Origin of the sequence: Mesorhizobium sp. WSM2240 (genome assembly GCF_040438645.1) — a bacterium.
Lineage (GTDB): Bacteria > Pseudomonadota > Alphaproteobacteria > Rhizobiales > Rhizobiaceae > Allomesorhizobium.
This window is the reverse complement of the sequence record NZ_CP159253.1, coordinates 3454104-3475137: the sequence shown is the minus strand read 5'-3', so window position 1 is coordinate 3475137 and position 21034 is coordinate 3454104. Positions and strand designations below refer to the sequence as shown.

The 21034-nt window shown below is 63.9% G+C and carries 21 protein-coding genes; 14 read left to right on the top strand and 7 right to left on the bottom strand.

Annotation, left to right across the window (positions count from 1 at the left end; translation table 11 throughout):
• Positions 1-33: 33 nt before the first annotated feature.
• From ABVK50_RS17305 to ABVK50_RS17295, 3 genes are all read left to right on the top strand, one after another.
• Entirely contained in the window at positions 34-1284 is a 1251-nt protein-coding gene (locus ABVK50_RS17305; RefSeq protein ID WP_353645403.1) for a Zn-dependent hydrolase, read from the top strand.
• Positions 1285-1350: 66 nt separating this feature from the next.
• Positions 1351-2799, top strand: coding sequence for a dihydropyrimidinase (gene hydA, locus ABVK50_RS17300; RefSeq protein ID WP_353645404.1), 1449 nt, complete (start codon positions 1351-1353; stop codon positions 2797-2799).
• Between the two features lie 122 nt (positions 2800-2921).
• On the top strand, positions 2922-3185 hold the full coding sequence (locus ABVK50_RS17295; RefSeq protein ID WP_353645405.1) for a hypothetical protein: 264 nt from the start codon (positions 2922-2924) through the stop codon (positions 3183-3185).
• Positions 3186-3187: 2 nt separating this feature from the next.
• On the opposite strand, the gene ABVK50_RS17290 is transcribed toward ABVK50_RS17295, so the two are convergent.
• Positions 3188-3598, bottom strand: a complete 411-nt coding sequence (locus ABVK50_RS17290) for a cupin domain-containing protein (RefSeq protein ID WP_353645406.1) — start codon at positions 3596-3598, stop codon at positions 3188-3190.
• Positions 3599-3703: 105 nt separating this feature from the next.
• On the opposite strand from ABVK50_RS17290, the gene ABVK50_RS17285 reads away from it, so the two are divergent.
• From ABVK50_RS17285 to ABVK50_RS17265, 5 genes are all read left to right on the top strand, one after another.
• Positions 3704-4495 (top strand): ABC transporter ATP-binding protein, encoded by a 792-nt coding sequence (locus tag ABVK50_RS17285; RefSeq protein ID WP_353645907.1) that lies wholly within the window; start codon positions 3704-3706, stop codon positions 4493-4495.
• 8 nt (positions 4496-4503) lie between these two features.
• Positions 4504-5382 carry an ABC transporter permease gene (locus tag ABVK50_RS17280; RefSeq protein ID WP_353645407.1) on the top strand — a complete coding sequence of 293 codons (879 nt, stop codon included), beginning with the start codon at positions 4504-4506 and terminating at the stop codon, positions 5380-5382.
• Entirely contained in the window at positions 5379-6500 is a 1122-nt protein-coding gene (locus ABVK50_RS17275; protein ID WP_353645408.1) for an ABC transporter permease, read from the top strand. Before ABVK50_RS17280 ends, ABVK50_RS17275 begins: the two co-directional genes overlap by 4 nt.
• Positions 6501-6526: 26 nt before the next feature.
• A complete protein-coding gene (locus ABVK50_RS17270) occupies positions 6527-7498 on the top strand; it encodes an ABC transporter substrate-binding protein (protein WP_353645409.1) in 972 nt (323 codons plus the stop codon).
• Between the two features lie 145 nt (positions 7499-7643).
• Positions 7644-8084 carry a CHRD domain-containing protein gene (locus ABVK50_RS17265; RefSeq protein ID WP_353645410.1) on the top strand — a complete coding sequence of 147 codons (441 nt, stop codon included), beginning with the start codon at positions 7644-7646 and terminating at the stop codon, positions 8082-8084.
• 54 nt (positions 8085-8138) lie between these two features.
• Here the strand turns inward: ABVK50_RS17265 and ABVK50_RS17260 are convergent, their stop codons facing one another.
• The 3 genes from ABVK50_RS17260 to ABVK50_RS17250 form a co-directional block, all read right to left on the bottom strand.
• On the bottom strand, positions 8139-9791 hold the full coding sequence (locus ABVK50_RS17260; protein ID WP_353645411.1) for a thiamine pyrophosphate-binding protein: 1653 nt from the start codon (positions 9789-9791) through the stop codon (positions 8139-8141).
• A complete protein-coding gene (locus tag ABVK50_RS17255) occupies positions 9788-10963 on the bottom strand; it encodes a CaiB/BaiF CoA-transferase family protein (protein WP_353645412.1) in 1176 nt (391 codons plus the stop codon). Before ABVK50_RS17255 ends, ABVK50_RS17260 begins: the two co-directional genes overlap by 4 nt.
• 63 nt (positions 10964-11026) lie before the next feature.
• Entirely contained in the window at positions 11027-11989 is a 963-nt protein-coding gene (locus ABVK50_RS17250) for an alpha/beta hydrolase (protein ID WP_353645413.1), read from the bottom strand.
• 698 nt (positions 11990-12687) lie between these two features.
• Here ABVK50_RS17250 and ABVK50_RS17245 point away from each other — a divergent pair.
• Complete coding sequence (locus ABVK50_RS17245) at positions 12688-13749, top strand: ATP-dependent DNA ligase (RefSeq protein WP_353645414.1); 1062 nt, start codon at positions 12688-12690, stop codon at positions 13747-13749.
• A gap of 107 nt (positions 13750-13856) precedes the next feature.
• Positions 13857-15506 (top strand): energy-dependent translational throttle protein EttA, encoded by a 1650-nt coding sequence (gene ettA / locus ABVK50_RS17240; protein ID WP_353645415.1) that lies wholly within the window; start codon positions 13857-13859, stop codon positions 15504-15506.
• A gap of 21 nt (positions 15507-15527) precedes the next feature.
• On the opposite strand, the gene ABVK50_RS17235 is transcribed toward ettA, so the two are convergent.
• Positions 15528-15938, bottom strand: a complete 411-nt coding sequence (locus ABVK50_RS17235; RefSeq protein WP_353645416.1) for a hypothetical protein — start codon at positions 15936-15938, stop codon at positions 15528-15530.
• 238 nt (positions 15939-16176) lie between these two features.
• Between ABVK50_RS17235 and ABVK50_RS17230 the strand changes: the two genes are divergently transcribed.
• On the top strand, positions 16177-17298 hold the full coding sequence (locus ABVK50_RS17230; RefSeq protein ID WP_353645417.1) for a beta-ketoacyl-ACP synthase III: 1122 nt from the start codon (positions 16177-16179) through the stop codon (positions 17296-17298).
• 119 nt (positions 17299-17417) lie between these two features.
• On the top strand, positions 17418-18035 hold the full coding sequence (locus ABVK50_RS17225) for a molybdenum cofactor sulfurase (RefSeq protein WP_353645908.1): 618 nt from the start codon (positions 17418-17420) through the stop codon (positions 18033-18035).
• Between the two features lie 19 nt (positions 18036-18054).
• Here the strand turns inward: ABVK50_RS17225 and ABVK50_RS17220 are convergent, their stop codons facing one another.
• Together ABVK50_RS17220 and tsaA are read right to left on the bottom strand one after the other, a co-directional pair.
• Complete coding sequence (locus ABVK50_RS17220; protein ID WP_353645909.1) at positions 18055-18366, bottom strand: DUF2293 domain-containing protein; 312 nt, start codon at positions 18364-18366, stop codon at positions 18055-18057.
• Positions 18363-18872 carry a tRNA (N6-threonylcarbamoyladenosine(37)-N6)-methyltransferase TrmO gene (tsaA, locus tag ABVK50_RS17215; protein ID WP_353645418.1) on the bottom strand — a complete coding sequence of 170 codons (510 nt, stop codon included), beginning with the start codon at positions 18870-18872 and terminating at the stop codon, positions 18363-18365. The genes ABVK50_RS17220 and tsaA overlap by 4 nt, the downstream gene beginning before the upstream one ends.
• A 117-nt stretch (positions 18873-18989) precedes the next feature.
• On the opposite strand from tsaA, the gene ABVK50_RS17210 reads away from it, so the two are divergent.
• Positions 18990-19994 (top strand): metalloregulator ArsR/SmtB family transcription factor, encoded by a 1005-nt coding sequence (locus ABVK50_RS17210; protein WP_353645419.1) that lies wholly within the window; start codon positions 18990-18992, stop codon positions 19992-19994.
• Entirely contained in the window at positions 19994-20917 is a 924-nt protein-coding gene (gene metF, locus ABVK50_RS17205; protein ID WP_353645420.1) for a methylenetetrahydrofolate reductase [NAD(P)H], read from the top strand. The genes ABVK50_RS17210 and metF overlap by 1 nt, the downstream gene beginning before the upstream one ends.
• The last annotated feature ends 117 nt before the right edge of the window (positions 20918-21034 follow it).

Genomic DNA, 21034 nt, shown 5'->3' with positions numbered 1-21034 from the left:
TTCCGCGATAGAGAATGAGAGGACACCGAATACATGGCCGCCCCAGGCGAGAATCTGCGAATCAATTCAGACCGTTTGTGGGATTCCATCATGGAGATGGCGAAGATTGGCCCCGGCGTTGCCGGGGGCAATAACCGCCAGACGCTGACCGACGAGGACGGCGAGGGCCGCCATCTCTTCCAGAAATGGTGTAGGGAAGCCGGCCTCGAAATGGCCGTCGACCAGATGGGCACGATGTTCGCCCGACGCGAAGGCACGGACCCGGACGCGCTGCCCGTTTATGTCGGCAGCCATCTCGATACGCAGCCGACCGGCGGCAAGTATGACGGCGTGCTCGGCGTGCTGGGCGGCCTGGAGATCATCCGCACCCTCAACGAGCTCGACATCAAGACGAAGCATCCGATCGTCGTCACTAACTGGACGAACGAGGAGGGTACCCGCTACGCGCCTGCGATGCTCGCTTCCGGCGTGTTCGCCGGCGTGCACGACAAGGATTGGGCCTACGACCGGGTCGACGCCAAGGGCAAGCGCTTCGGTGACGAACTCGAGCGCATCGGCTGGAAGGGCGACGAGGAAGTCGGCGCCCGCAAGATGAAGGCATTCTTCGAACTCCACATCGAGCAGGGGCCGATCCTCGAGGACGAGATGATCGACATCGGCGTCGTCACCCACGGCCAAGGGCTGAAATGGCTGCAGGTCACTCTGACGGGCAAGGAGAGCCATACCGGCTCGACGCCCATGCCGAAGCGCCGCAATGCCGGGCTCGGCATGGCGCGGGTGACGGAACTCGTGCACGAGATCGCGATGGACTACCAGCCCGACGCGGTCGGCGCGATCGGCCACATGGAAGCCTATCCGAACTCGCGCAACATCATCGCCGGACGCACGGTCTTCACCATCGACATCCGCTCCCCCAACAAGGACGTGCTGGACGAGATGGACGCTCGCATCCGCGACGGCGTCGCGCTTATCTGCGAGGCGCTGGACATAAAATTCGAAATCGAGCAGGTCGGCCATTTCGATCCGGTGACCTTCGACGAAGGTTGCGTGAAAGCGATCCGAGACGCGGCTGAAAGGCTCGGCTACTCGCATCGCAACATCGTCTCTGGCGCCGGTCATGATGCCTGCTGGATCAACCGGGTGGCGCCGACGGCTATGGTGATGTGCCCCTGCGTCGACGGGCTCAGCCACAACGAGGCCGAGGAGATTTTCCCCGAATGGGCCGCGGCCGGCTGCGACGTGCTCTTCCACGCGGTGGTGGAAACAGCGGTGATCGTAGACTGATCTGCCTTCGCTTCATATCGGCTTTGGCGCTTGGAAAAGCGCGCGACAGAACAGGGAACGCAAGACATGTCCAAAGTCATCAAGAACGGCACCATTGTCACGGCCGACCGCACCTGGAAGGGCGATGTGCTGATCAAGCACGACAAGATCATCGGCATCGGGCCGGACTTGCATGCCGACCACGAATATGACGCCACCGGTTGTTATGTGATGCCGGGCGGCATCGATCCGCACACTCACCTCGAAATGCCGTTCATGGGCACCTATTCGGCCGACGATTTCGAGAGCGGCACGCGCGCGGCACTCGCCGGCGGCACGACCATGGTGGTTGACTTCTGCCTGCCGTCGCCGGGCCAGTCGCTGCTCGAAGCCTTGCAGATGTGGGATAACAAGACCTCCAAGGCCTGCGCGGATTTTTCCTTCCACATGGCGATCACCTGGTGGGGCGAGCAGGTGTTCAACGAGATGGCGACCGTCGTCGACAAGGGCATCACCTCGTTCAAGCATTTCATGGCGTACAAGGGCGCGCTGATGGTCGACGACGACGAAATGTATTCGTCGTTCCAGCGCTGCGCAGCCCTCGGCGCGTTGCCGCTGGTCCATGCCGAAAACGGCGACGTGGTCGCGCAGTTGCAGCAAAAGCTGCTCGCCGCCGGCAATGATGGCCCGGAGGCGCACGCCTATTCGCGGCCGCCGGAGGTGGAAGGCGAGGCGACCAACCGCGCCATCATGATCGCCGATATGGCGGGCGCGCCGCTATACGTCGTGCACGTTTCCTGCGAGCAGGCGCATGAGGCGATCCGCAGGGCCAGGCAGAAGGGCATGCGCGTTTTCGGCGAGCCGCTGGTGCAGCACCTGACGCTCGACGAAAGCGAGTACATGAACAAGGATTGGGACCATGCGGCGCGCCGTGTGATGAGCCCGCCCTTCCGCAACAAGCTGCACCAGGATTCGCTGTGGGCCGGCTTGCAGGCAGGGTCTCTGCAGGTGGTCGCGACCGACCATTGCTCCTTCACGACGGAGCAGAAGCGCTTCGGCGTCGGAGATTTCACAAAAATCCCGAACGGCACGGGCGGGCTCGAAGACCGCATGCCTGTGCTGTGGACCAAGGGGGTCAATACCGGCCGGCTGACCATGAACGAGTTCGTCGCCGTCACTTCCACGAACATCGCCAAGATATTGAATATGTACCCGAAAAAGGGCGCCATCGTCGAAGGAGCGGACGCCGACATCGTGGTGTGGGATCCCAAGCGCAAGAAGACGATTTCGGCAAAGGACCAGCAGTCGGTGATCGACTACAACGTTTTCGAAGGCTTCGAAGTGACTGGCCTGCCGCGCTTCGTGCTGTCGCGCGGCGAACTGGTCATCCAGGAATCGGACGTGCTGGCGAAGCCCGGCCACGGCGAATTCGTCGCCCGCGAGCCGAATGCCGCGGTAAACCGCGCTCTGTCAAAGTGGAAAGAGGTCGTCGCGCCGCGCAAAGTCGAGCGCACCGGCATTCCGGCGGGAGTGTGAGCTTGGCGTTGCTGATGCGGTTGACTTGCGTTGCAACGATCGTCGCCAGCGTAGCTGGCCCGGCACAGGCACAAACCCTTGCGTTGGAGGGTGTCTGGGGCAACGAGGCCGGATGCAAATTCATGCGTGACAGCAATTACAACAATGACGAAATGCTAGTGCTGAAGGCCGACAGCGTCGAGGGCTACGAGACAGGATGCGAATGGCTGCAGGTGTCGTCGGCCAAGGACGGCACTCAGGTCGCAACTGGGCTCTGTGGCCACGAAGGCGAGGACTACCGGACGGTCGAGACCTTCATCATCGAAAAGGACATGACCGATCCGACGCTGCCCCGCATCCGAGCGTCCAATGGGGAGCCTTGGGGCGAGGTCAGGAAATGTCCGTGAGACTATTTCGCGAGCGCATCCAGGTCCGGCAGCAGCACCACGCTCTCCTGTTCGCCGGGATCGGTACGCGCGATGATCGCCGTGCAGGGTACGTCGCCGAGATTGGCCGGCAGATGGGGGACGCCAGCCGGGATATACATCATGTCGCCGGCCTTCATGTCGGCGAACTCCTCCAGCCTTTCGCCGAACCAGGTTCGCGCCTCGCCGGAGAGCACATAGACGGCCGATTCGTGGCTTTCATGCAGATGCGCTCGGGCCCGCGCGCCCGGCGGAATAGTTACCACGTGCATGCACAATGCCCTGGAACCCACTGTTTCGGCGGCGATTCCCTCGAAGTAGCTGAGCCCTTGGCTGCCGTCATAAGCGGAGCCGGGGCGAACGACGCGGCAGGTGGGCTTCGATGAGGCGTCCATTGCGGCTTCTCCACAACCAGGAACTGGATTTCTTGCATGCCAAGCGGCAATCTCGCCTATCATAGCCCGATGCTTTCGACCGTGCAGCAGGAACCTCCTCGAGCGATGACCGATCCGACCAGAACCGTCATTGCCGCCAGGGGGCTCGGCCTGACCTTCGAAACCAGCGACGGGCCGGTGCGGGCGCTTTCCGATGTCGATCTGACCATCGGCAAGGGCGAGTTCGTTTCGTTCATCGGACCGTCAGGTTGCGGCAAGACGACATTTCTGAGGGTGATCGCCGATCTCGAAAAACCCACCGACGGCACGATCGAAATCAACGGCATGACGCCGGAACAGGCGCGCGAGAGCCGTGCCTATGGCTACGTGTTTCAGGCCGCGGCGCTGTTTCCGTGGCGCACGATAGAGCGCAATGTGACCCTGCCGCTGGAGATCATGGGGCTCTCCAGGGCGGAACAGAAGGCCCGCGTCCAACGGACGCTCGAACTGGTCAACCTTACCGGTTTCGAGAAGAAATATCCGTGGCAGCTTTCCGGCGGCATGCAGCAGCGCGCGTCGATCGCCCGCGCGCTGGCGTTCGACGCCGACCTTTTGCTGATGGACGAACCGTTCGGCGCCCTCGATGAGATCGTGCGCGACCATCTGAACGAGCAATTGCTGGAGCTCTGGCGGGGGACCAATAAGACGATCTGCTTCGTCACCCACTCCATTCCCGAGGCGGTGTATCTGTCGACGCGCATCGTTGTCATGTCGCCGCGGCCGGGCCGGGTCACCGACGTGATCGAATCGACGCTGCCCAAGGAGCGCCCGCTCGACATTCGCGAAACGCCCGAGTTCCTGGCGATTGCGGCGCGCGTGCGCGATGGCCTGCGCGCCGGCCACTCCTACGAGGACTAAGCCCGGAGATGGACCGCCTGCGCGACAAGATCATCCCGGTCACAGCCATCCTCGCAGCGCTGGTCGTCGTCTGGTACGGCTTTGCCATTCTCATGAACACGCCGTTCCAGCGCGATCTCGACCGCCGCGCGGGTGAGACGCCGGGCTTCGCAGAATTTGTCGGCAAGACGCTGTCGCAGCCAAAACCGACGCTGCCCGCACCGCATCAGGTGGCGCAGAATTTCTTCGAAAACACCTTCATGCGAAAGATCACCAGCAACCGCAGCCTCGTCTATCATGGCTGGGTGACGCTTTCCTCGACACTGCTCGGCTTCGCCTTCGGCACCGCGCTCGGCATTCTGATCGCGGTCGGCATCGTGCATGTAACAGCGCTCGACCGGAGCCTGATGCCCTGGATCATTGTCTCGCAGACCATCCCGATCATCGCGCTGGCGCCGATGGTTATCCTGCTGCTCGGCCCTTTCAACACGCCGGCCATCGTGACTAAGGCGCTGATTTCGACCTATCTGTCGTTCTTCCCGGTCGCGGTCGGCATGGTGAAGGGCCTGCGTTCTCCCGAGATCATGCATCTCGACCTCATGCACACCTACAATGCCAGCCCGTCGCAGACATTCTGGAAGCTGCGCGTGCCTGCCTCGGTGCCGTTTCTGTTCGCCTCGATGAAGGTGGCCATTGCCGCCAGCCTGGTTGGCGCGATCGTCGCCGAACTGCCGACCGGTGCTGTCGCCGGCATCGGCGCGAAGCTGCTCATCGGCGCCTATCACAGCCAGTCAATCGACATATGGGCGGCGCTGATCGCCGGCTCGATCGTGGCGCTCATCCTGGTCGGACTGGTCGGCTTTGCCGGCCGGCAGGTTGAAAAGGGTATGGGAGGGCGGCCGGCATGACCCGTCTTGGGCTATCCTGGCAGTCGCTTGCGGCGCTCGCCCTGTGCATCGGCGCGGCCTTCGGTCTGCCCCTGTTCGAAGCCCAGCCGGGCATGAGCGCGACAGTGACTGCGGAAATCTTTGCCCTGATACTCGCCGCGATAGTCTTTTCGGCGGGAAGCGGCTTCCGGCCGACCTCTGTGCTCCTGCTATTCGCCGCGACGCATGCCGCGGCCTGGCTGCTGATTTCCGGTCTCGCCGGCAATGAAGGCGCTGCGCGGCTATCGTACTTCGCGCTTTTGGCGGCGACGTGGCTGCTGGCCTGGCGCACGGTTAGCGTTCTCTCGCACCTTCGCCCCGTTACAGCGCAGGGCCGGACCTTTGTGCGGCTGGCCATTCCGCTGCTTTTCGGCGTCTGGATACTGATCCTCTGGGAGGCGATCGTCAGAGGCGCCGGCGTTTCGGCGATCATCCTGCCGCCGCCTAGCGCGATTGCAGCCCGCATCGTCACCTCCCTGCCGATGCTCGCCGCAGACGTCAACCAGACCATCTTCAAGTCGGCACTGACCGGTTATGTCATAGGCGGGTCGGCCGGGTTCCTGGTGGCTATTCTGGCCGACCGCATCGCCTTCTTCCGGCGTGGCCTGCTGCCGATCGGCAACATGATGTCGGCGCTGCCGATCATCGGCGTTGCGCCGATCATGGTCACCTGGTTCGGCCCCGACTGGCCGTCCAAGGCGGGCGTGGTCGTGGTCATGACGTTCTTCCCGATGCTGGTGAATACGGTGACCGGCCTGACCGCGTCAGGCCATATGGAGCGCGACCTGATGCGCACCTACGCTTCGAGCTATTGGCAGACACTGTTCAAGCTGCGCCTGCCGGCGGCCGCGCCCTTCATCTTCAACGCGCTGAAGATCAATTCGACGCTGGCGCTGATCGGCGCCATCGTGGCGGAGTTCTTCACCACGCCGGTCGTGGGAATGGGCTTCCGCATCTCCACCGAGATCGGCCTCTTGCGGGTCGATATGGCATGGGCCGAAATCGCGGTTGCGGCGCTCGCGGGTTCGGTCTTTTATGGCGTGATCGCCCTGATCGAAAGGGCCACCACGTTTTGGCATCCGTCTGTCCGTGGTGGATAGGCGTACTTCAGAGGGTAAGGCAAAAAATGAAAAAACTAATTGTTTCCATGCTTGCCGGCGCTATGTCGCTGGCTGCCGTCCAGGCATGGGCCGCCGATGAGGTGACCCTGCAACTGAAATGGGTCACGCAGGCCCAGTTCGCCGGCTACTACGTGGCCAAGGACAAGGGCTTCTACGAGGAGGAGAACCTCGAAGTCGAGATCAAACCGGGCGGCCCCGACATTGCTCCCGAGCAGGTGATCGCCGGCGGCGGCGCCGACGTCATCGTCGACTGGATGGGCGGCGCGCTGGCCGCTCGCGAAAAGGGCGTGCCGCTGGTCAATATCGCCCAGCCGTTCAAGAAGGCGGGCATGCAGCTCGTCTGCCCGAAGGATGGTCCGGTGAAGACCGAAGCCGACTTCAAGGGCAAGACGCTCGGCGTCTGGTTCTTCGGCAACGAATATCCGTTCTTCGCCTGGATGAACAAGCTCGGCCTTTCGACTGAAGGCGGGGCCGACGGCGTGACGGTGCTCAAGCAAAGCTTCGACGTGCAGCCGCTGATCCAGAAGCAGGCCGACTGCATCTCGGTCATGACCTACAATGAGTATTGGCAGCTCATCGACGCCGGCTACAAGCCGGAAGACCTGATCGTCTTCAACTATTCGGAAATGGGGAACGACCTGCTGGAGGACGGCCTCTACGCGATGGAGGACAAACTCAAGGATCCGGCCTTCGAGGATAAGATGGTCCGCTTCGTACGCGCCTCGATGAAGGGTTGGAAGTACGCCATCGAGAATCCCGATGAAGCGGCGGAGATCGTCGTCGAGAATGGCGGGCAGGATGAGAACCACCAGAAGCGCATGATGGGCGAGGTCGCCAAGCTTATCGACAATGCCGATGGCAAGCTGATCGAAGCGGCCTACGAGCGCACCGCCAAGGCGCTGCTCGACCAGAAAATCATCTCCAAGGAACCGACCGGCGCCTGGACGTCGGCGGTGACGGACAAGGCGATCCAGTAGCACTTGCCCGATTGCAGAGCTTGAAAGGGGCGGGAAACCGCCCCTTTTTCGTGGGCCGGGAAACTTCCCTGCATGTGCTTCGTTTGCAGAGTGGCCGCCGGCAAATGCTGCGCGGCTTTGCAAACCCCATGAAGGGAGGAACGAAATGCGTATCCATCTCTCGCCGCTGGCCGCCGGCCTGGCGATCTCCGCCGCAATCTTCGCCGCGTCGCCGGCGCTTGCCGAAATGGTGAAAATGTCGGCGACGCTGGACGCCGCCCAGGTGGTGCCGCCAAACGACAGCGCCGGCCAGGGTACCGCCGACATCACCTTCGACACCGAATCCAAGAAGCTCGACTGGACGATCGAATATTCTGGCCTGACCGGCGATGCGACGGCAGCGCATTTCCATGGACCGGCGCCGAAAGGCGAAAACGCCGGCGTGGCGGTGCCGATAGAGGATACGACGAGTGGTGCGACCGGGACGGCGACGCTGACCGATGCGCAGGCCGCCGACCTCGTGGCGGGCAGATACTACGTCAACATCCACACCGCGGCGTATCCCGACGGTGAGATCCGCGGCCAGGTGGAAAAATCCGCAATGTAGCATGCGGTTCTGACCGGTGGACAAGGGAGGCGGGCGACCGCCTCCCTTTTATTGTCATCGCTTCTCGCGGATGTCGGTCATCGTCCGCGTCGGCGTGATCGCTTCGGGGTCGAGCTTGATCTCGATTATCGCCGGCTTTCCCGTCGCCCTCGCGCGCTCGAAGGCGGGGGCGAATTCAGCGGTGGTCTCCACCGTCTCGCCGTGGCCGCCATAGGCGCGGGCCAGGGCTGCGAAATCCGGGTTCTTCAGATCGGTGGCGACCACGCGGCCGGGATACTCCCGCTCCTGGTGCATGCGGATCGTGCCGTAAATGCCGTTGTTCACGACGATGACGATGATCGGCAAATCGTACTGCACGGCGGTGGCGAATTCCTGGCCGTTCATCAGGAAGCAGCCGTCGCCGGCGAAGCAGACGACCTCGCGTTCCGGAAACAGCGCCTTCGCCGCGACCGCCGCCGGCGTGCCGTAGCCCATCGAGCCGGAGGTCGGCGCGCCCTGCGTGGCGAAGCGGCGGAAGCGGTGGAAGCGATGAACCCAGGTGGCGTAATTGCCCGCGCCGTTGGTCAGGATGGCGTCATCCGGCAGCACCGATTCCAGATAGCTCATGATCGGGCCCATCTGTACCGCGCCGGGCCCGGTCGCGGGCGGCGTCGACCAGTCGAGATACCAGCCGTGTAGCTGCTCGGTCTCGATCGACCAGTCGGGCGCGGCTTCCGGTGCCGTATCGGCAAAAGCTTCGGCGAATGCGTCGGGCGAGGCATTGATCGCCAGAGCCGGCCGATACACGCGGCCGAGTTCGCCGGCATCCGGATGCACATGCACCAGTGTTTGGTCCGGATAGGGGCTCTTCATCAGCGAATAATCGGAGGACGGCATCTCGCCGAACCGGCCGCCGATGAGCAGGACAAGATCGGCCTCTTTGATATAGGCGGCGAGCTTCGGGTTCGGGCCGATTCCGACATCGCCGGCATAACAGGGGTGGAGATGGTCGAACAGCATCTGGCGGCGGAACGAGCAGCCGACCGGCAGCGCCCAAGCCTCTGCCGCCTTTTCGATCCACGACTTTGCCTCGGCGCTCCAGCGCGAGCCGCCCAGAATGACGAATGGGCGTTCGGCCTTGCCGAGAAGCTCCTCCAACCGGGCCATTTCTTCGGCTCCCGGACGGGTCTCCACCGGCGTGAAGGGCAGGGAGTCGGGAGCCTCGGCAAGGCTGGTCAGCATATCCTCAGGCAGCGCGATAACCACCGGACCGGGCCTGCCGGAGGTGGCTACCGAAAAGGCGCGGGTGACGATTTCGGGGATGCGCGCCGCGTCGTCGATCTCCGTCGCCCATTTGGCGAGCGGTCCGAAGAAGGCGCGGTAGTCGACCTCCTGGAAGGCCTCGCGCTCCCTGGCGTGGCTTGCCACCTGGCCGATGAACATGATCAGCGGGATCGAATCCTGCATCGCGATGTGGATGCCGGCAGAAGCGTTGGTGGCGCCGGGGCCGCGCGTGACGAAGCAGATGCCGGGCTTGCCGGTCAGCCGGCCGTGGCAATCGGCCATCATCGCCGCACCACCCTCCTGCCGGCATACAATGGTGCGGATGCGGTTCGAATCGTGCAGCGCGTCGAGAACGGCGAGAAAGGATTCGCCGGGCACGCAATAGATGCGGTCGACGCCGTTTGCCTCGAGCGCTTCGACGATCAGCTTTCCGCCGGTTTTCATGATCTGGTTCTCTCCAGTTCGGCAAGGATTTCGGCCGTGTGCTCACCCAGCCGCGGCGAGGGGCGTTCATAGACGAGCGGCGTTTCAGACATCACCATCGGCGCGCGCACCGAGGGCAGACTGTTGCCGTGGCCGTCGTCGAGGTCGAGCCGCATGCCGCGGGCGATCGTCTGGGGATCGGCGAACATCTGGCCGATGTCGTTGATTGGGCTTGCCGGCACGCCGGCCTCTTCAAGTCTGGTGAGCAGGGTGGCGCGGTCGAAGGCGGCGAGGCGTGCAACGATGAGTTCGCGCAGGGCGGTGCGATTGGCGACGCGCGCTTCATTGGTCGAGTAGGCCGCATCGCGGGCAAGCTCTTCCAGCCCGACGACCGCGCAGAATTTGCGGAACTGGCTGTCATTGCCGACGGCGAGGATGAAATGGCCGTCGCTGACCGGCAGCACTTCGTACGGCGCGATGTTGGGATGGGCGTTGCCCATCTGGACCGGCGGCTGGCCGGAAACCAGGAAATTCAGGTTCTGGTTGGCGAGCACGGAGATCTGCGAGTCAAACAGCGCCATGTCGACATGCTGTCCCTGTCCGGTGGCTTCCGCGTGGCGAAGCGCCGCCTGGATGGCGATCACCGAATACAGGCCGGTGAAGATGTCAGTGACCGCGACGCCTACTTTCTGAGGCTCGCCGCCGGCGGGGCCGGTGATCGACATCAAGCCGGACATGCCCTGGATGATGAAATCGTAACCCGCGCGTGGCGCGTAAGGTCCGTCCTGGCCGAAGCCGGTGATAGAGCAATAGACGAGTCTTGGGTTGATCTTTTTCAGGCTTTCATAGTCGAGCCCGTATTTCTTCAATCCGCCGAGTTTGAAATTCTCGATGAGGACATCGGCGGTGGCGATCAGCCTGCGGACCGTCTCGGCCCCTTCGGGTTTCGCGAAATCGATGGCGATCGAGCGCTTGCCGCGATTGCAGGCGTGGTAATATGCAGCCGAAAGGTTATCGCCGTCCTTGCCGATGACGAAGGGCGGTCCCCATTTGCGGGTGTCGTCGCCGCCTTCGGGGCTCTCGACCTTGATGACATCAGCGCCCAGATCGGCAAGCAACTGACCCGCCCAGGGGCCGGCCAGGATGCGGGCGAGTTCGATGACGCGGACGCCGTGGAGCGGGGGATTGGGCATGGAATACCGTGGATGAACAGGTTCGGCGCAAGGCTCTAACAGGTCTCGACCCGGCCTGTCATCTCATTGCGTTGCGCCAGCACTTGATGACGCAGGCTTGGGCAGGATTGCGTCCGCCCACGCGGCAAAATCCTCCATGATGATGTTTCGATTCACCTCGTTCAGGCTTTCGTGACGGGTTTCGGGGTAAACCTTTGAAACCAGATTCGAAAAGCCCATCCGCCGCATGCGGGCGGCGAGCGCCTCGACCGCCTTGCCGCCGTCGCTCGCCGGGTCTTTTTCGCCGCCGACGAGGCTGAAGGGCATGTCCCTGCGCACGGTGGAGAAATTCGCGTCGTCCGCGCCGAAAATGACGAAGCGGAAGATATCCTGCCAGAGCGACACCGAAGCGTCCCAGCCGCAGAGCGGGTCGGCGATGTATTTGTCGACCTCTTCCGGATCGCGCGACAGCCAGTCGAACGGGGTGCGGTGGTTCGGCACCTTCTTTCCCCAATCGACGAAGGTCATTCTGGGAAGGGCGCGGGAGGGCACATCGGAACCGAGCCGAAACCGCTCCCAGGCAAGGATCGCCTGCGCCAGCCGGCCGAGCAGGCCGGCGGAGAAGTTGGCGTTCCAGATCGCGGCGGCATGCAGATGCGCGGAATGGCGGAGCACGAAATTGAGCGCGACGATGCCGCCCATGGAATGACCGAAAAGGATCAGCGGCAGGCCCGGATGCTCGCGAGCGATGAGATCATGGACCGCGCCGATATCCGCCAGGACCTTGGCGCCGCCATCGGGGCTGCCGAACATGCCCTGCGGCGCGTCCGGCGCGGTGGTGAAGCCGTGGCCTCGATGGTCGTGCGCGTAGGTATGGAAGCCGCGGCGGCTGAGGAAATCGGCGAAGCGGGCGTAGCGCGCCGCATGCTCGGCGAGGCCGTGGCTGATGTGAACGACGCCGCGCGCCGGGCCGGCAGCCTGCTTCACGTAGAGATTGAGCGCCGCGCCGGTCGGCGAGGCGAGCGTACGTTGATCGTCGAACGGCATGATTTCTCCCCCTCGGCGAGAACTGTTGGCGAAGGCGGGCAGGGGCGTCAAGGTTCGTGGCCGGCCGCATGTGTGGACAGAATCGTCGCCTGTTTTGGCCAAGGCAATGAAATTATCTTTTCCGATCAATCGGATGGAGGATTTCTGAAAATTTTCGCACGCCATTTTGTCCATCAATGCCTGCCCCTCCCGCATAATGGCCTCACCGCTCTCGCGGAAATCCGGTGCGCACCGGGTATCGGGTGAGGGCGGCGGCGTCCGGGCCGGCCGCGTGAAACGGTGACGCGGCTGGGTGATGAGCCCCCAGGTCCGGGCCCGACGGGAAGGACAGCGTGCGCCAATGCACCCTCCTTCCCAGGGCAAGAACGCCGGCGGGGCGCGGAAGCTGCGCCACGTATTTAAGTTTCGGTAGGCAAGGCCATGCGCCCCGCTTCCCGACCTTTCTCGCAATAGCCAGGGCCGAAAGGCAGCGTGGCAACGGAGAGGTGCGTGCCGGGGACAGTTTACTTTCCGCGGAAAGGCGGCGGCAGTCGAGAGGTCGCGCGGGCGGAAAAAAGTAAACTGTCCCCTGCGCTAACCAGCGGGGCGCGCGCCTCTCTCCCTTCTCAAGGGGGGAAGGTAGAACCCGCGCTGCCGCAGCTACTCGTGGCCTGCGGAACCAGGCAGTGCGCGTCCGGTTAAGCAAGCAAGGAGCAACGATGCCCGAAACCGCCGACATCAGGCCATCGCCCGCACCGTCGCCAATCGAGCCGATGGAGGCAAAGCAGGTCGACCAACTGCCGGACGAACCGGGCTGGCAGTTCGAGCCGAAATGGGACGGCTTTCGCTGCCTCGCCGTCAAGACGGGCAGCAAGGTCGAGCTCTACGCCAAATCGGGCAAGCCGCTCGGGCGGTATTTTCCGGAGATGGTCGAGACTGTCAAAAATCTGCCCGGAGAGGATTTCGTGCTCGACGGCGAACTCGCAATTCCCGAAGGCGACACGCTGTCCTTCGATGCGCTGCAGATGCGGCTCCATCCCGCCGAAAGCCGGATACGCAAGCTGGCGCGGGAGACTCCGGCCATGTTCATCCTGTTCGACATGCCGATGGCGCCCGGCGGCGAAAGCCTGGGGAAGGCGGCTCTGACCGTGCGCCGCGCGAAGCTGGAAAGCTTCTTCGCCCGGATAACGAACACGGCGGGGCTGCGCCTTTCGCCCTTCACGCGCGACCGCGAGGAAGCGGCGGCCTGGCTGGCGCGGGCGGGCGGGGCGCTTGACGGCGTCGTCGCCAAGCGGCTCGACGGGATTTATGAGAGCGGCGAGCGTGCAATGCTGAAGGTCAAGCGGCTGCGCTCGGCGGATTGCGTGGTCGGCGGCTTCCGCTACGGCTCGGCAAGCACGCTCGTCGGCTCGCTGCTGCTCGGGCTTTATAACGATGACGGCCTACTCCACCATGTCGGCTTCACCTCGACGATCTACGATGCGGAGCGGCATGAGTTGACGGAGAAGCTGGAGGCGCTGAAGGGCGGGTCCGGCTTCACCGGCCGCGCACCGGGCGGGCCGAGCCGCTGGTCGACAGAGCGCTCGGCGCAATGGGAAAAGCTGAGGCCGGAACTGGTGGTCGAGGTGCGCTACGACCACGTCACCGGCGACCGCTTCCGCCACGGCACCAAGCTGTTGCGCTGGCGGCCGGACAAGGCGCCGCGACAATGCACCTTCGAGCAACTGGAGCGCGAGGCGCGGCCGGGCAAGCTGATCGGGGAGGTGATAGGGCCGGCGTGAGCGGCGGCGCGGCAAGGCGACCCAACCGCCGCGAAAGCATTGCCGTTGCGGGCCGCTTCGCTTACATAGCGCCCAACTCTCCTCAACAGATTACAGGATAAGCGCGCGTGGCACGCCAGTTCATCTATCACATGGCCGACCTGACCAAGGCATACGGCACGAAAAAGGTTCTCGAGAACCTCAACATCTCCTTCTATCCCGACGCCAAGATCGGCATTCTCGGCCCGAACGGCGCCGGCAAATCGACCGTGCTCAAGATCATGGCCGGCATCGACAAGGAATGGAGCGGCGAGGCCTGGCTCGCCGAGGGCGCGACCGTCGGCTACCTGGCGCAGGAGCCGGAGCTCGACCCGGCGCTCAACGTGTTCGGCAACGTCATGGAAGGCGTGGCCAAGAAGACGGCCATCATCGAGCGCTACAATGAGCTGATGATGAACTATTCCGACGAGACCGCCGACGAGTCGGCCAAGCTCCAGGACGAGATGGACCGGCTGAACCTGTGGGATCTCGAACAGCAGGTCGAGATGGCGATGGAAGCGCTGGGCTGCCCGGCGAAGGACGCGGATGTGACCAAACTTTCGGGCGGCGAGCGCCGCCGCGTGGCGCTGTGCCAGTTGCTGCTGCGGGAGCCCGACCTTCTGCTGCTCGACGAGCCAACCAACCATCTCGATGCCGAAACCACGGCCTGGCTGGAAAAACACCTGCGCGCCTACAAGGGCGCGGTGATGATCATCACCCACGACCGCTACTTCCTCGACAATGTCACCGGCTGGATCCTGGAGCTCGACCGCGGCCGCGGCATTCCCTACGAGGGCAACTACACCGCCTATCTCGAAGCCAAGGCCAAGCGTCTCAAGCAGGAAGGCCGCGAGGACGACGCGCGCCAGCGCGCCATCAGCCGCGAGCGCGAGTGGATCGCCTCCAGCCCCAAGGCGCGCCAGACCAAATCAAAGGCCCGCATCAAGGCCTTCGAGGATCTGCTGGAGCAGGCCGACAAGCGGCGTCCGTCGGATACGCAGATCGTCATCCCGCATGGCGAGCGGCTCGGCAATGTCGTGATCGAAGTCTCCAACCTGTCGAAGGGCTATGGCGACCGGCTGCTGATCGAGGATCTGGAGTTCAAGCTGCCGCCCGGCGGCATTGTCGGCGTGATCGGCCCGAACGGCGCCGGCAAGACGACGCTGTTCCGCATGATCACCGGCCAGGAGACGCCGGACGAGGGCACGATCCGCATTGGCGAGACGGTCAAGCTCGGCTATGTCGACCAGAGCCGCGACGCGCTCGATCCCAACAAGACGGTGTGGGAGGAGATTTCCGGCGGCGCCGAGGTGGTCAAGCTCGGCAAGCACGACGTCAACACCCGCGCCTATTGCTCGTCGTTCAATTTCCGCGGCGGCGACCAGCAGCAGAAGGTCGGCAACCTTTCAGGCGGCCAGCGCAACCGCGTGCACCTCGCCAAGATGCTGAAGACCGGCGGCAATGTGCTGCTGCTCGACGAGCCGACCAACGACCTCGATACCGAAACGCTGGCCGCGCTGGAAGACGCGCTGGAAAGCTATGCCGGCTGCGCCGTCATCATCTCGCACGACCGCATGTTCCTCGACCGTCTGGCGACGCACATCCTCGCCTTCGAAGGCGACAGTCATGTCGAGTGGTTCGAGGGCAATTTCGAAGATTACGAGCAGGACAAGATCAGGCGCCTCGGCCCCGACGCGATCAACCCGCACCGGATGACGTATAAGCGGCTGACGCGATAAGCAGAATTGCCGCCGGATGCCTTACCGCATCCGGCAGCAGAACGGGAAGAACGGCCCCGATAGCCCCGGCACGGCGGCGGGCGTGAAGGTGTAGTCGCGCACCGCGTCGCTCTCGTCGCGGCAGCCGCCCGGCGTCGCGGCAATGGTGCCGCGGATGCCGTGGCTGGTCTCGAAGGTCCACGGGTCTTGCGAGGAGAACGTCACTGTTCCGGGCGTGGTCTGGATGCCGTCGCCGGAAAACGCGTCGATGAAGGCGGACTGCATAGTTCCGCCGACGCAGCTCAACTCGACCGCCCAGTTCGGCTCGAAGCCGGAGCAGATCATGGTGTCGCCCGAGGTGACGAGGCCGTTGCAGGAGACGTCGGCCGCCATGGCCGGCGCGGCAAAGCCCAGAATCGACATAATTGCAGGAACAATGGAAGTCGCGCGCATCGTGAACCCTCCTGACGCATTGCCTCTTCCCGGCCCGCAGCGACGATACGCCTGGCCAGTGTGAGCGTAAAGCGTCGGCGTCGGCCGAAAGGATCGGCGTGGCGCTTGACAGGACCGCGGTCGTGGCGCTTAAGCCGGCGTAAACTGCTACACGGCAAAAGTGTCGACCGGGAGACCGCGAAACTGTAGGGCGTGCGTGGGCAGGGTCGCGGCAACCGCACGGGGATCGTTTAGCAGCATGCATCGCGTCATCATCAGCGGCGTCGGCGTCGTCATCCCCGAGGCCTCGATCACCAATGAGGAACTCGTCGACAGTTTCAACACCTGGGTGGACGCCGAGAACGCGCGCCGCGAAGGGACCGGCGAGGAGAAGCTGGCGAAGTCCGACACCGACTTCATCGTCTATGCGTCGGGAGTGAAGAAGCGCCACGTGCTGGTGCTGGACGGCATTCTCGACCCGGAGCGTATGACGCCGCGCATCCCGCCGCGTGGCGACGACGAATTGTCGGTGATGGCGGAGTTCGGCGTGGCGTCGGCACGGCGCGCGCTGGCCGATGCCAGGCTCGGCCCCGAAGATATCGACCTCGTGATCTGCGCGGCCTCGCATCACCAGCGGCCCTATCCGGCGATCGGCATCGAGATCCAGAATGCACTGGGCATCAAGGGCGCGGCCTTCGACATGGGCCTCGGCTGCTCGTCGGCGGCGGCGGGGCTGCACGTGGCGTCGAACCTGGTGCGGGCGGGCGGGCAGAAGCGGGTGCTAGTGGTGACGCCCGAGATCATCACCGGGCATCTGAACTTCCGCGACCGGCAGACGCATTTCATCTTCGGCGACGCCTCGACCGCCATGGTGGTGGAGGCGCTGGAAGAGGGCGAGACCCGGCCGGGCAAGTTCGAGGTGCTCGACACGCGCGGCTGGACGCAGTTCTCCAACAATATCCGCACCAATCTCGGCTTTCTGCTCAGGGCCGGGCAGGAGGACACTTCCGCGATCGACATGCGCGGCAACATGATCAAGCAGGTCGGCAACAAGGTGTTCAAGGAAGTGACGGTGGCCGGCCACCGCTTCATCGTCGATTTTCTCGCCGAGCACGGCCTGACACCGCACGGCATCAGACGGTTCTGGCTGCATCAGGCCAATGCGCGCATGAACGCCATGATCCTGAAGCTCTCCTTCGGGCACGATGTCGGCCATGACCGCGCGCCGATGGTGCTGGAGCGGCTCGGCAACACCGCCGCGGCCGGCGCGATCATCGCGTTCAAGGAAAACCACGAGGACATGAAGCCGGGCGATTACGGCCTGCTCTGCGCCTTCGGCGCGGGGTATTCGATCGGCGGCGCGCTGTTGAGAAAGCTGTGATAGTAGTAGCGCGAAGGCGTTGCATTGCATCAGCGACTGTCATGAACCGATCAGGCTTTTTGGCTGGACGCGGCGGCCGTTCGACGGCAGTTATCGCCATCCGCAACCGGAAAACCGCCATGCTCGACCTGCTCGCTCCGCTCAATGGTGAGCCGCAAATCCTTCCCGCAAGAAAGCTCGCCGGCAAGGTCGCCGGCGTCTATGTTGCGCCGACCGACCATTTCGAGACGGTCGCGACAGAGACACTGGCGCTCGATTTCCAGGGCATCAAGGGCGATATCCACGCAGGATATACGCGCAGGTCCGGCGGGCGGGAGCCCTGGTATCCGCGCGGCACCGAAATGCGCAACGAGCGGCAATTGTCGATCGTGGCGCCGGACGAACTCGCGACAGTCGCCCAGCGCATGGCGCTTGCCAAAATCAGGCCGGAGTGGATCGGGGCAAACCTGCTCATCGCCGGCGTTCCGCAACTGTCGATGCTGCCTTCGGGCACAATGCTGTTCTTCAAGGGCGGCGCGACGCTGAAAGTGGATGCGCAGAACGGCCCGTGCCGGGTCGCGGGCCGCCAGATCGCCGAGCGCGCCAACATGCCCGACATCGAAGCCGGCTCGCTCCTGTTTCCCAAGGCAGCGAAACGCCTCCGCGGGCTGGTCGCCTGGGTCGAGAAGCCGGGCATTATCGCGTCCGGCGAAGGAGTTTCGGTGCGGGTGCCGGAGCAGTGGATCTACGGGGCCTGAAGCCTCGAAGGACGCACGGTTACTCCTCCTCGTCCGGATCGAGCAGGCGCGTGGCGCGCCAGCGGGTGAGAACGGCATTGGTCTGGTCGACGACGAAGAAGCGCGCCGAATCGCGGTCATAGCCCTCGGCGAGCAGCTTTTCGTAATCGGTATGCTCGTGGCGAATGTGGGCGATGGCCGCCAGCCACACGGCGATCGCCGGCGGCATCGTCTTCAAATGCCGGGCGCCGGCCTCGGCGCGGATTTTTTCGGTATCGGCATAGGGCGCAAGCGGCAGCAGCGCGGTCAGCGCCTTGGCGATCGCCCGCTGGCGTCCGGTGGCCATGGTTATTCGCCGCTTTCGCGACGCGCGATCGTGGCGTCCGGAAAGGCGTCGATCGACGCGAAATAGGGCTTAATGTCGATCACCGGCGTGCCGTCCAGCACATCGATGGCGTCCAGCGTCAGCAGGCCGGCCGCAACATCGAGCGCGAGCAGCTTCGCCACATGCAGACCGACCGGGTTCGGCCGGGCAGGGGAGCGCAGCGCGAAAACGCCTTTGGCCTCAGAGGCATGGCGCGGTTTCTGGAGAATCAGATTCCGCGGCGCTTGGTGAAACCAGGACAGGATGACGACATGGCTCGCGCCGCCGAGCCCTTCCAGTCCCGGCCGGAAAGCCTCACCGATCTCGACGGTCGCCGGCAGCCCGCGCTCGCGCGCGGCGGCCATGTTCTTCGGGCAGTCGGCACGCGATTTCCAGGGCGAGCGGATGCGGCCGATGAACACGACATGGCCGTTGGGAGGCATCGTTGCCGGATCGGTGGCGAGCGCAATCTCGCCGTCGCGCTTTTCGAACATGCCGGCGCCTCCCGAAACGGTCGCGTCATTTTCTGGCCCGTCCGCGACATTGCGGTTGCAAGGCCTCCATTTTTCACATAAAGATATGTTTATGTCTTTTTGGATAAATCAACAGTCATGCGCGTAACCCTGGACCTGATGGTTGATACATTGAAGGCGGCGGCCGAATCCAGCCGTTTGCGGATATTGGCGTTGATTTCGCGAGGGGATCTCACCGTTTCGGACCTGACCGAGATTCTCAACCAGTCGCAGCCGCGCGTTTCGCGCCATCTCAAGCTGTTGCTCGAAGCGGGACTGATCGAGCGATACCAGGAAGGTTCATGGGCGTTTTTCCGGCTGACGGACGACGACGTGGCCCGCGATTTCGTAAACGGGCTGGTGTCGCGGGTGCATGATGGCGATCCGCAGATCGAGCGCGATCTGGAGCGGCTGGCCAGCGTCAAGCGCAAGCGTCAGGAGCGCGCGGCCTCCTATTTCAGCCGCAACGCCGCGAGTTGGGACCAGATACGCTCGCTGCACGCGCCGGACCGCGCCGTCGAGGCGGCGCTGCTGAAGCTCGTCGGCAAACGGCCGTTCCAGGCCATGCTCGATCTCGGCACCGGCACTGGCAGGCTGCTGGAGCTTTTCGCGCCGCTATACAGGCGAGGCGTCGGCATCGACATGTCGCGCGAAATGCTGACGGTCGCCCGCGCCAATCTGGACAGAGCGGGGGTGTCGAACGCACAGGTGCGCCAGGGCGACATCTTCGCGCCGCCGGTCGAGCGCGACGCCTTCGATCTGGTCACCATGCACCAGGTTCTTCACTATCTCGACGATCCGGCAACCGGCATCCGCGAAGCGGCGCGCCTGCTGCGGCCGTCGGGCAGACTGGTCATCGTCGATTTCGCACCGCATGCGCTGGAATTCCTGCGCGAGGAGCATGCCCATATCAGGCTCGGCTTTTCCGACCGCCAGATCGCGGAATGGTTCGCGGAGGCAGGGCTCGATCTCGAGGAGACGCTGGATTTCGAACCACGCGCCGCAACCGAGGCGAAGCTTACCGTGAAGCTATGGCTCGGGCGCGACCGCCGGATGCTGATTGCCGACCCGGCGCGAAACGCCGAGCAGAGGGAAACCGCCTGATGAACCAGTTCCGCTTTTCGCGCCGCCCCGACATTGGCGACAGGATCCGTGTCTCGTTCGAGTTCTTCCCGCCCAAGACCGACGAAATGGAGGCGCGGCTCTGGAATACGGTGACGCGGCTCGAGCCGCTGCAGCCGAAATTCGTCTCGGTGACCTATGGCGCCGGCGGATCGACACGTGAGCGCACCGCCCGCACGGTCAAGCGCATCCTGACCGAGACGAGCATTCCGGCAGCGGCGCATCTGACCTGCGTCGGCGCCTCAAGAGAGGAGGTGGATGCAGTCATCCGCGAATATGATGCGCTCGGCATCAAACGCTTCGTCGCCCTGCGCGGCGACCCGGCGGCCGGCGTCGGCCAGGCGTATACTCCCTATCCGGGAGGGTACGAGAACGGCGCCGAACTGGTGGCGGGCCTGCGGGCGATCTCCGATTTCGACATTTCCGTCGCGGCCTATCCCGAGAAACATCCGGAGAGCCCGGACTTCGCGACGGACATCGAGATGCTGAAGCGCAAGGTCGACAATGGCGCGACGCGCGCGATCACTCAGTTCTTCTTCGACAACGATATCTACGAACGCTATGTCGAGCGGGTACGTCGGGCCGGCATCTATATCCCCATAGTGCCGGGTATCCAGCCGGTCCATAGTTTCCGGCAGGTGGCGAACTTTTCGTCAAGGGCGGGGGCTCATGTCCCGGCCTGGCTGGCGGAGCGCTTCGAAGGGCTGGACGATGATCCGCAGACGCATGCGCTGGTTGCCTCGGCGGTTGCTGCCGAGCAGGTGATGGACCTGGTCGAACGCGGCGTGAGCGACTTCCATTTCTATACGATGAACCGTGCCGACCTCGTCGTGGCGATCTGCCACATGATCGGCATCCGCGCTCATGACACGACAGTTGCGGCTGAAGGCTTCGCGGCGGCATAGAAAAAGGCCGGGCGATTGGACCCGGCCTTTTCGCTATCCTTGCCAGCTGCGCTGGCCTCCTCCAAGCTTCGGTGGCTTAAGGAAGAACTCCCATGATCAGGGCGCCGATAAAGGCGA

Excerpts from the sequence above, each read along its gene's own strand:
- ABVK50_RS17210 (WP_353645419.1), top strand. The coding sequence starts at position 18,990 with ATGCGCGTAACCCTGGACCTGATGGTTGATACATTGAAGGCGGCGGCC.
- ABVK50_RS17290 (WP_353645406.1), bottom strand. The coding sequence starts at position 3,598 with ATGGACGCCTCATCGAAGCCCACCTGCCGCGTCGTTCGCCCCGGCTCC.
- tsaA (WP_353645418.1), bottom strand. The coding sequence starts at position 18,872 with ATGTTCGAAAAGCGCGACGGCGAGATTGCGCTCGCCACCGATCCGGCA.
- ABVK50_RS17285 (WP_353645907.1), top strand. The coding sequence starts at position 3,704 with ATGACCGATCCGACCAGAACCGTCATTGCCGCCAGGGGGCTCGGCCTG.
- ABVK50_RS17270 (WP_353645409.1), top strand. The coding sequence starts at position 6,527 with ATGAAAAAACTAATTGTTTCCATGCTTGCCGGCGCTATGTCGCTGGCT.
- ABVK50_RS17250 (WP_353645413.1), bottom strand. The coding sequence starts at position 11,989 with ATGCCGTTCGACGATCAACGTACGCTCGCCTCGCCGACCGGCGCGGCG.
- ABVK50_RS17230 (WP_353645417.1), top strand. The coding sequence starts at position 16,177 with ATGCATCGCGTCATCATCAGCGGCGTCGGCGTCGTCATCCCCGAGGCC.
- ABVK50_RS17275 (WP_353645408.1), top strand. The coding sequence starts at position 5,379 with ATGACCCGTCTTGGGCTATCCTGGCAGTCGCTTGCGGCGCTCGCCCTG.
- ABVK50_RS17225 (WP_353645908.1), top strand. The coding sequence starts at position 17,418 with ATGCTCGACCTGCTCGCTCCGCTCAATGGTGAGCCGCAAATCCTTCCC.
- metF (WP_353645420.1), top strand. The coding sequence starts at position 19,994 with ATGAACCAGTTCCGCTTTTCGCGCCGCCCCGACATTGGCGACAGGATC.
- ABVK50_RS17260 (WP_353645411.1), bottom strand. The coding sequence starts at position 9,791 with ATGAAAACCGGCGGAAAGCTGATCGTCGAAGCGCTCGAGGCAAACGGC.
- ABVK50_RS17255 (WP_353645412.1), bottom strand. The coding sequence starts at position 10,963 with ATGCCCAATCCCCCGCTCCACGGCGTCCGCGTCATCGAACTCGCCCGC.
- hydA (WP_353645404.1), top strand. The coding sequence starts at position 1,351 with ATGTCCAAAGTCATCAAGAACGGCACCATTGTCACGGCCGACCGCACC.
- ABVK50_RS17295 (WP_353645405.1), top strand. The coding sequence starts at position 2,922 with ATGCGTGACAGCAATTACAACAATGACGAAATGCTAGTGCTGAAGGCC.
- ABVK50_RS17305 (WP_353645403.1), top strand. The coding sequence starts at position 34 with ATGGCCGCCCCAGGCGAGAATCTGCGAATCAATTCAGACCGTTTGTGG.
- ABVK50_RS17280 (WP_353645407.1), top strand. The coding sequence starts at position 4,504 with ATGGACCGCCTGCGCGACAAGATCATCCCGGTCACAGCCATCCTCGCA.
- ABVK50_RS17235 (WP_353645416.1), bottom strand. The coding sequence starts at position 15,938 with ATGCGCGCGACTTCCATTGTTCCTGCAATTATGTCGATTCTGGGCTTT.
- ABVK50_RS17265 (WP_353645410.1), top strand. The coding sequence starts at position 7,644 with ATGCGTATCCATCTCTCGCCGCTGGCCGCCGGCCTGGCGATCTCCGCC.
- ABVK50_RS17245 (WP_353645414.1), top strand. The coding sequence starts at position 12,688 with ATGCCCGAAACCGCCGACATCAGGCCATCGCCCGCACCGTCGCCAATC.